The organism is Paracoccus gahaiensis (assembly GCF_005048225.1).
Taxonomy (GTDB): domain Bacteria; phylum Pseudomonadota; class Alphaproteobacteria; order Rhodobacterales; family Rhodobacteraceae; genus Paracoccus; species Paracoccus gahaiensis.
Map to the genome: position 1 here is coordinate 1 of NZ_SUNI01000049.1, position 9,152 is coordinate 9,152.

Below are 9,152 nucleotides of genomic sequence, written 5' to 3' on the forward strand. Positions count from 1 at the left end.
GGCTTCCTGCTCCTTGATCATCCCAATGATCTGCGCCTCGGTGAAGCGGCTTTTCCTCATATCGTATGCTCCTTCGTGATGAAGCAAACTCTACATCAAACCGAGGGACGTTCCGGGGGGCAGGTCAGGTTCCTTCGACTGTCCGGCGCGACACGTCATTGCGCGGCCTTTGTCCGCGCATCATCTGTGCGTCCGCGTCCGGCCGGATAAGACTGACCAATTTGACTTCATTGTTCACTTCGTATGAATAATGGCGCCGACAAGACTGTCGAAGGTGGCGAACCGACACCCCGGCGGGCATCACTGGTCAGGGGCAGCGGCCCATGGACAAGCTTCAGGCGATGGAGACGTTCACGCACGTGGTCGATGCCGGCGGATTCAAGCGTGCGGCAGAGACCCTGGGGGTGCTGCCCTCGACCGTGACCAGGACGATCAAGGATCTGGAAGCTCATCTCGGCGTCCAGCTGCTTCAGCGCACCACACGCAGCCTCAGCGTGACGGATGCAGGACTGCGCTACTACGACCGCAGCACGGCGATCCTCCGCGAGGTCGAGGCGTCCGATGCGGCGGCCGGAGGGGATGCGCACAGCGTCCAAGGCAGGATCCGGGCAAGCATGCCGTCATCGCTGGCACGCCACTTCATCATTCCCGCGCTTCCTCGGTTCGAGGCCCGTTTCCCCGGTATCGAGATCGAGCTTCACCTGGGTGATGCGCTTGTCGATCTTGTCCAGCAGGGGATCGACTGCGTCATTCGCGCCGGAGAACCGCAACAGTCCAGCCTGATGATGCGCCGTCTCGGCACGTTCCGCTGGTTTGTCTGTGCATCCCCCGGGTATATCGCGCAATACGGCGAACCCCTGGAGATGGCACATCTTCGCGACCGACGCGTGGTCGGCTATGCGGACAGTCGGACAGGACGTCCGACCAGTTGGGTCTTCAGGGATGGGGACCACCTGGTTTCCCTTCCGATGACGGCACATCTGACCGTCGATGACACCGACGCCTATGTCGCCGCAGGCATCGCGGGTCTGGGGGTGATCCGTGCGGCGAGTTATATGGTCGCCCAGCCCATCGCCGATGGCCGTCTGCTGCGGATACTTCCCGACCTCGAGGCTCCGGCTGTCCCCCTCTCGCTTCTCTATCCGCAAAGCCGGCACCTCTCGCCCGCGGTCCGGGCGTTCATCGATTGGTGCGTCGAGGTCATCGGGAGAGACGCGAAGAGGTGGTAGGGGGCGCGACCGGCGCAGGGCAGGCGGAAGCCTTCGTTGATATGGCTTGTCATATGCGTCGAAGGTTCACCGGCCTCCGATCAGAGTTGGGCGCCCTTGGCGGCCCATGCGGCCATTTCGCCGTCGGCGATGGTGAGGGACACGCGCCAGCGGTCGCCACGGCGCAGGATATAGACATGCTCCCACTCGGCGACCAGTTCATCGCCCTCGCCGAACATCCGATAGACCATGCGGGCCTCTGCGACATTCGGAAAGAGTTCGGTTGCGGATAGCAGCTCTCCCTCGGGGCGCAGGATGCCCTGACGGCGGTAGAAGTCCATCAGGGTCACGCAATGGTCGCGAAACGCCGGCCGCTCCATGGCAAAGTTGCCGGTCGGCGAGGGGAACAGCCCGACCTCATCCCAGAGGCCGCTGAGCGCGTCGGCGTCGTTGCGGGCGAACGCATCGACGTATTCCTTGAAGAATGCTGAAATCTCGTCGCGAAATGCCATCGTCTTCCTGTCCTGTCATCCTGTTCGGCGCGCCGTTCATGTTCCGCATCTTCAGGCGGAATTCAACATCCTGCGGCATCATCGATTGAATGTCCGGGGGAATGGCGGTCCCCCGGACGGGCGGTGCGGACCATGCGTGGACAGTTTCGGCACGCCGAAAGACCCGCTTCCCGGGGTCACCTTGATCCCCGGACATGCGCCACAAGCGCACGAAGCTTGGGGGCCATGTTCCGGCGCTGCGGAAAATAGAGGAAGAACCCCGGGAAGGACGGCAGGAAATCCTCCAGCAGCGAGACCAGCGCGCCGCGGTCGAGATGCGGCTGCAACGTCTGGATGGGGGCGAAGGTGATCCCTCCGCCGCTCAGTGCCGTGCGCAGCATCAGGCGCAGGTCATTGGTGCAGATCTGCGGAGCGACGGCCACGTCGAAGGGACGGCCGTCTTCGGCAAACTCCCACCGGTAGGGCGCGGTGTTGGGCGCCGGGCGCCAGCCGATGCAGCGGTGATGGACAAGGTCGCGGGGATGGGCCGGGACGCCCCGCGCGGCAAGATAGGAGGGCGAGGCCACGACGGCCTCGCGCTGAGGACCTCCGACCGGGACGGCGATCATGTCCTGCTCGATCACCTCGCCCAAGCGCACGCCCGCATCGAACCCGGCGGCGACGATGTCAAACTCGGCGTCGGTCACCCTGATGTCCAGGGTGATCCGGGGATGGGCCTCGGCAAAGCGGGCGATCAGCGGACCCGACAGGAAGGGCTCGGCGATCGAGGTCACGGCGATCCGCAAGAGCCCTCGGGGGCAATCCTCGGCGCCGAGGCTGTCCAGCGCGCCGAGGATCTCCGTCAGCGGCCGGGCCAGTGCTGCCTGCAGCTCTGCGCCCGCCTCGGTCAGCCTGACCGAGCGTGTGGTGCGCAGGACCAGCGCCACGCCAAGGCTGTCTTCCAGCCGCCGGATCCCCTGGCTGACCGCCGAGCGGGTGACCCCCAATCGGTCCGCCGCCGCACGGAAGTTCGCCTCTTCGGCCACGGCGCGGAAGAGAAGAAGAAGGTTGAGGTCGATCATTGTCCAGCCTTGCTTACCATCCAGTGCAGTACTGCGGCAATACCGGCGACAGTCGTTCTGGTCCATCCTTCCGATGATCCCAGAAAAGGAGCATCTGATGGACAAGGTCATTCTGATCACCGGCGCCTCGGGCGGCATCGGCGAGGGCATCGCGCATGAACTTGCGGCGGCGGGGGCAAAGGTCCTGCTGGGCGCGCGTCGACTGGACCGGCTGGAGGCCGTGACCGCCACGATCCGCGCGGCAGGCGGTGTGGCCGAGGCGCGGCGGCTGGACGTCACCGACCGGCAGGCGGTCGCGGGCTTTGCGCAGACGGCGCTGGACCTCTGGGGCCGGATCGACGTGCTGATCAACAATGCTGGCATCATGCCGCTGTCGCCCCTGTCGGCAGGCAAGCTGGACGAATGGGAGCGGATGGTGGACGTCAACATCAAGGGCGTCCTGTGGGGCATCGGCGCAGTGCTGCCGGTCATGGACCGGCAGGGGTCGGGACAGATCATCAACATCGGCTCGATCGGGGCGCTGCAGGTGGTGCCCTCGGCGGCGGTCTATTGTGCGACCAAGTTCGCGGTGCGCGCGATCTCGGACGGGCTGCGGCAGGAAAGCGGCCGGATCCGCGTCACCTGCGTCAATCCCGGGGTGGTGGACAGCGATCTGGCATCGACCATCACGCATGAGGAGACGCTGGCGGTGATGGATGCCTATCGCGCCATCGCGCTGCAGCCGGGCGACATCGCCCGGGCGGTGCGGCAGGTGATCGAGGCGCCCGAGGGTGTGGACACGACCGAGATCACCATCCGCCCGACAGACTCGGCGAATTGAGACCGGTGAGGCACCCTGCACAGCCCTGGAAGCCAGCCGATGACGGCACAAGAACATCCCGCGCGCGCTGCGGGCGGGATGTTTGATCTGTCCGACCGTTCATGTCTGTCCCGGTGCCAAGCGCCTTCGGCTACATGTCAAGGCTTCCCCCGTAAGCCTTCGGAACCAGGTCGTCCTGGCGTTCCCCGCTGCGGATCAGGTCCAGGATCTTCACGGCCACGCGGTCGGGGGCATGGGCCGCCGGCCCCACGGTCCTGATCTCGGCATCGGCCGCGTCCTGCCCCTCGGACACCGCAGCGTAGAACTCGGTATCGGTGACGAAGGGATAGATCGTCGAGACGGATATGCCCGCCTCTGCCAGTTCCAGCCGGGCCACGTCCGACAGCATGGTCAGCGCCGATTTCGAACTGGTATAGGCCCCCGCGCCGGGCAGGATCCCGAAGGTGGCGCCGGAACTGACATTCACGATGGCCCCCACGCCCTGACGGCGCATCTGCGGGATCACCGCCTGCATCATGGCCAGGGGCGCCACGGTGTTCAGGTCCAGAAGCGCGCGATAACCCGCGATGTCGATCCTGTCGACCGGCGCGTAAAAGCCCCGGCCGGCATTGTTCACCAGCGCGTCGAGGCGTCCGAATGTCCGGAGGACCGTTGCGATGCTGGCCTCGATTTGCGCGCCTTGGGTCACGTCGCAGGGAAGCACCAGCGCATCTGGGCCAAGGCGATCCGCCAAGGCACGCAGCCGGTCCTCGCGGCGGGCCAGCACCGCGACGCGGGCGCCGGCCTGTGCAGCGGCAATGGCAGTGGCCATGCCGATCCCGGACGAGGCCCCGGTGATCAGGATGACGGAATGTTCGATCTTCATGCGCAGCGCTTTCTTTGATGACCAAGGTTTTGCACGGGCACGCAGGAGGGTCGGGTCCCGTGCCGATGCTGATCAGGATGTGGGGATGCCGCGCGCATCACCCATGCCCGAAGCGATCCGGATCTTGCCCGATCCTCTCACAAGGGTGTATCCGGAGGTCATGGACCGATCCCCACGATGACCGACCCCCTGTTCGACCTCGCATCCCGGCTGGCGGCGACGCTTCCAGAGGGCGTGACGCGGACGACCCTTCCAAGGGTGGAGCTTCTCAAGATCACCAGCCCGGGCGAGCTGACCCCCGAGGTCCACAAGCCGATGGTCAGCCTGATCATCCAGGGGCAGAAACGCCTTCTGATCGGCGCCGAGGTCTTGCACTATCAAGGCGGGGACACCTACGTCGCGGCCGTCGATCTGCCGATGCGGGTCGAGATCCTCGGCTGCACCCGCGCACGTCCCTATCTGGCGGTGAAGCTCAGCCCCGATCCCGCCCTGATCGCCGATCTGGCAGGGCGATCCGACACCAAGGCAGACCCCTCCGCAGGCCGCGCCTTTGCCGTGCACGCGGCGGATGCGGAGCTGCGGGATGCCTATCGCCGCCTCCTGCAGCTGCGCGACCGGCCGGAAGAGATCGCGGTGCTGGGGCCGCTGATCCAGCGCGAGATCCTGTTTCGCCTGCTGCGCGGTCCCCAGGACCCGATCCTGCGCAGGATCGCGGGCGGCATCGGGCATGGCACGGGCATCGGACCGGCCATCTCGCTGATCCGGGCGGGATATGCCGGGCAGATCCGCGTGTCGGACCTGGCGCGGGCTTCGGGGATGAGCGTCGCGACCCTCCACCGCCGTTTCAAGGCAGAGACGGGCATGTCGCCCCTGCAGTACCGCACCCTCATCCGTCTCTACGAGGCCCGCGGCAGGCTGATCACCTCGCCGGGCAATGTCGCCGGGGTGGCCTTCGGCCTCGGCTATGAAAGCGCCTCGCAGTTCTCGCGCGAATACGCCCGGGCCTTCGGCGCCCCGCCGCTGCGCGACGCCCGACGCATCCGCGCAGGTCTGGTGAGCGAGAGGGCCGAAAGCCCGATCTGATCCCGCAGGCGCAGGCGCCGGCCCGGCCCGATGTCGATCGCCCGGATGGGAAGGAAGGGACAGGGGGCCGGGTCTTTTGCCCGGCCCAGCCCGGCTGTCGCATCGCATGGCGCGATTTCGAAGCGGGGGCATACGCCATGCCGGAAAGGGACAGTCAGGTCTGATCGATCGTGATCGTCGCACCAGCCTGTTCCAGGGCGCCCAGGAACCCTTCGGGCTCCATGAGCTGTTCGGGAAAATAGAGCCCGGCCGGAAAGGCCGGGCGCCCCGCCAGCCCGAGCAGCGCAGAGAGGGAAAGCGCGGCGCTCAGGCCGGTCAAGGACGCCTGTCCGCGCGTGAACTCCAGGGTCGAGCGTCGCAGGATCTTCCGGCTATCACGTTCACCGGCAATGTCCAGGATCACCTCTGTCCCGACGGTTCCTCCCCGCAGACGGCTTGAGGAGATGCCGCTGGCCAGATCGAAGCGGATGTCGGCCGCGCCCGATGCGGCCTGAAGACTGACGATGTCATAAGGAGCAAACGCCGCAGCCGACAGCGTGCGGCCGTCGATGGCCTTAATGTCGCGTCTTGCATCCGCCCCGGTCAGCCAGACCCGGCGACCCTCGCGGAAGGCCAGCGCACCGGCGCCTCCCAAGTCCATGTCTTCCAGCGCGGCCGGTCCGGTCGGATCGAGATCGTCCACGATCGCGGACACATGGATGGAATGGACGGCATCGAGACCCTCCATCGACGCCAGGGCCAGGAAGACCGTGGGTCCGGCATGCCAATGGCTGGACAGCACCACCGGCGAGGCGCTTGGGCGGCGAATGACATGCGCCATCTCCCCGCCCACCTCAACCAGCCAGTTGCCGATGCTGAGATAGGGACGCCCAAGGTCGAGCGCATATCGGAGGCCCTGCAGGCCGGCATCGGGGACGACCATCACCACGGCACCGACATCCACATCACGGCCAAGCCCAAGCCGGGGTTGCGCCGTGTCGACCTGAACCGCTTCAGCCAGGCCCACGTCGCGGGCAAGGGCCGCGGCCTTGTCGATGTTTCGACCTCCGATGAGAACGGAGATATCTGGATGGCGGTCACGGAAATGACGCACCATCTGTTCGCCGACGACACCCGTGCCGCCGACGAAGAGTATTTTTCCAATCATTCGGGTTCTCCAGTCATAACAGACAGACATGAGGGCGCTGCGGCGCCGGGCCGGTCGCGGCAGCCAAAGGCGTCAGCGAGGAAACGTCCTGTCCAGCCAGTCGAGGACGATCCGGTTGGCCTCTTCGGGCTTTTCCTCAGGCGTCCAGTGCCAGGTGTCGGCGATGACGTGCTTCTCCAGATCCGGGACGAGGGCATCCATGCCATCGGTCATGCCGGGGCGCAGGACCACGTCATTTTCAGCCGAGATCATCAGGGAGGGGACGCGAACCATCTGGTCGACCTCCAGCCCCGCCTGCCAGTTGCGCGAGATGTTGCGATACCAGTTGATGGCCGGCGTGAAGCCGGTGCGCTCATACTGGCTGACGTAGAATCCCAGCTCCTCGGCGCTCAGGACATCCTGCCCGGGGAACCGGTCCGGCGCCGGCTGACCGTAATATTCCATGTTCTTCAGTTCGGCCGGCATGTGATCCCAGTCCTTAGGGGTCCCGAGGTCCTTTCGCAGGGCCCCGCGCAGCGTTCCCTCCGGGTCGCTGTTCATGGCGATGTCGGCCATGTCGCCGTCCTGAAACATCAGCACATACATGCCGGGGCGATAGACCTCGCGCATCTGGGCGATCGGATCGCGGCCCGGATCGGCGGCGAAGTCGTCGCCGTCACCCAGCACGGGGGCGACAAGATCTTGGTGCAGCCAGAGGCCCCAATGGGGGATATGCGGCGTGTTGAACGAGACGACGCCCGTGGTCCGCTCCTCATGGAACAGGGCCATCTGCCAGGCGAGCAACCCGCCCCAGTCATGCCCCACGAAAACGGCTTCATGGACGTCGAGGCTGTCGAGCATGCCCGCAACATCACCGGTCAGGTCGGCAATGTCATAGTCCTCGACGTCGTCGGGGGCGTCGCTCAGCCCATAGCCGCGCAGGTCGGGAACGATGACGCGATAGCCGGCATCGACAAGCGCCGGGATCTGATGGCGCCACGTGTAGGCCAGGCCCGGAAATCCGTGCAGCAGCACGACCGCCGGCCCGGATCCGGCCTCGTAGACGGCAAGCTCGATGCCGTTCGTGCCGACCATCTCGACAGGCGGCATGGTCGGAGCGATGCCTGGCGGGCTGGCAATGGCGGGGGCGGCCATCAGGAGAGTGGCGGCGGCGAACCCCGCAAGCGCTGTTCTGCGTGTCAAATTCATCGGCTTGAAGACCTTTGGGCATTTGCGGACCTGCCGCGATGGGGCTGCCGCTTTGGCAGCCGGGGGCGATGGAATGCAGTGGATGTCACGATCCCTGCGTGCTACACTAGGTAAGTTACCAATAGTAGTATTATGGCCTAGGTCGTCATTGTCAAGCAGGGAGACAGGTTTGTCCGGAAAGATGCCCAAAGCGGATCGTCGCGCGCAGCTGCTGGACGTGGCTCATCGGATCGTGCGGCAGCAGGGAACGGATGCCCTGACGCTTGGAACGCTGGCCGACCAGGCCGGCGTGAGCAAGCCGATCACCTACAATCATTTCGAGACCCGGTCCGGTCTGCTGGTCGCTCTCTACGACGAGATCATGGACAGGCAGACCAAGGCACTGGCCGATGCGATCAAGGACACCGGGCAAAAGCTCGATCAGATCTCACGCGTTCTCGCCGCGGCCTACATGGATTGCTATACGTCCATCGGACCAGAGTGGCATGCTATCGGCGCGGCGCTCAAGGGCAGCGCGGAGATGGATAGCTATCAGCGCAGGATGATCGAGGGACATGTCGCCTTCTTCAGCCGCGTTCTGTCGCCGCTGACGGATCTGCCGGACGAGACCGTTCACCGTCGCTGCGTCGGGATTATCGGCGCGGCGGAAGCCCTGTCGGACGCACTGGTCCGCGGCCAGACGAGCCGAGACCACGCCGCCTCCGACCTCGACGACCTGATCGTCAGTTGGCTGCGACGATAGGGGAAACCTTGCCCGGAGACGCCGCGACAAGGGGATGACGGGCCCATATGAGTTGAGGCCTCCCTGCCCCTCGCGGGCCGAACGTCAGGCAGGCTGGATCCGGCCAAGCCCGGCACCGATCGGACGCGCGCGGCGCAGATGGCATCGGGCTTTTGGAAGAAGCTCCTGTTATTGATCACGAAAGCGGGCCGTGTTTTGCGGATGCGGACAAACTTCCTGCGGGAAAGGGACAAACTGAAAGTGGGCAGGTATTTTTTCATTAGCTGATTCGAAGGGTTGTTTATAAGGTTTGGGACACAGTCCCTGCAGTGCTCCATGCGGTTGGCCACGATGACCGTGCTTACTGGCCAGCTAAAGCGTCTTCTATCGGCGTTGTGACCTCGTATGCCTAGGTGTTTGATCCCACGATTTGATGGTGCGATCCTTTCTCAGGAATGGAAGGAAGCATTATGGGCCAGGTTCGTCACGGAAGCGCCACGACCACGCACGCTGTCAGAGCTGCAATAATGAGGGCTGGCCCGCCATC

At 65.3% G+C, this 9,152-nt stretch carries 10 protein-coding genes; 5 read left to right on the forward strand and 5 right to left on the reverse strand.

Annotated elements, in window-relative coordinates; translation table 11 throughout:
* Together FA743_RS20530 and FA743_RS19655 are read left to right on the forward strand one after the other, a co-directional pair.
* Positions 1-210 (forward strand): hypothetical protein (locus tag FA743_RS20530; RefSeq protein ID WP_211242348.1); only part of this gene is annotated, 210 nt, incomplete at its 5' end.
* A 113-nt stretch (positions 211-323) separates the two neighbouring features.
* The gene (locus FA743_RS19655; protein ID WP_136887756.1) at positions 324-1,229 is read left to right on the forward strand and encodes a LysR family transcriptional regulator; all 906 of its coding nucleotides are present in this window, start codon (positions 324-326) and stop codon (positions 1,227-1,229) included.
* An 80-nt stretch (positions 1,230-1,309) separates the two neighbouring features.
* Here the strand turns inward: FA743_RS19655 and FA743_RS19660 are convergent, their stop codons facing one another.
* Positions 1,310-1,720 carry a Cif family virulence factor gene (locus FA743_RS19660; protein WP_136887757.1) on the reverse strand — a complete coding sequence of 137 codons (411 nt, stop codon included), beginning with the start codon at positions 1,718-1,720 and terminating at the stop codon, positions 1,310-1,312.
* Between the two features lie 176 nt (positions 1,721-1,896).
* On the reverse strand, positions 1,897-2,781 hold the full coding sequence (locus FA743_RS19665; protein ID WP_136887758.1) for a LysR family transcriptional regulator: 885 nt from the start codon (positions 2,779-2,781) through the stop codon (positions 1,897-1,899).
* Positions 2,782-2,878: 97 nt separating this feature from the next.
* On the opposite strand from FA743_RS19665, the gene FA743_RS19670 reads away from it, so the two are divergent.
* Entirely contained in the window at positions 2,879-3,601 is a 723-nt protein-coding gene (locus tag FA743_RS19670) for an SDR family oxidoreductase (RefSeq protein WP_136887759.1), read from the forward strand.
* Positions 3,602-3,731: 130 nt separating this feature from the next.
* Here the strand turns inward: FA743_RS19670 and FA743_RS19675 are convergent, their stop codons facing one another.
* Positions 3,732-4,466, reverse strand: coding sequence for an SDR family oxidoreductase (locus FA743_RS19675; RefSeq protein ID WP_136887760.1), 735 nt, complete (start codon positions 4,464-4,466; stop codon positions 3,732-3,734).
* 177 nt (positions 4,467-4,643) lie between these two features.
* Between FA743_RS19675 and FA743_RS19680 the strand changes: the two genes are divergently transcribed.
* Positions 4,644-5,549, forward strand: coding sequence for an AraC family transcriptional regulator (locus FA743_RS19680; protein WP_136887761.1), 906 nt, complete (start codon positions 4,644-4,646; stop codon positions 5,547-5,549).
* Positions 5,550-5,703: 154 nt separating this feature from the next.
* On the opposite strand, the gene FA743_RS19685 is transcribed toward FA743_RS19680, so the two are convergent.
* Both FA743_RS19685 and FA743_RS19690 read right to left on the reverse strand, forming a co-directional pair.
* Complete coding sequence (locus FA743_RS19685; RefSeq protein WP_136887762.1) at positions 5,704-6,696, reverse strand: hypothetical protein; 993 nt, start codon at positions 6,694-6,696, stop codon at positions 5,704-5,706.
* 72 nt (positions 6,697-6,768) lie between these two features.
* On the reverse strand, positions 6,769-7,884 hold the full coding sequence (locus FA743_RS19690) for an alpha/beta fold hydrolase (RefSeq protein WP_211242349.1): 1,116 nt from the start codon (positions 7,882-7,884) through the stop codon (positions 6,769-6,771).
* 181 nt (positions 7,885-8,065) lie between these two features.
* Between FA743_RS19690 and FA743_RS19695 the strand changes: the two genes are divergently transcribed.
* A complete protein-coding gene (locus FA743_RS19695) occupies positions 8,066-8,626 on the forward strand; it encodes a TetR/AcrR family transcriptional regulator (protein ID WP_246055074.1) in 561 nt (186 codons plus the stop codon).
* The last annotated feature ends 526 nt before the right edge of the window (positions 8,627-9,152 follow it).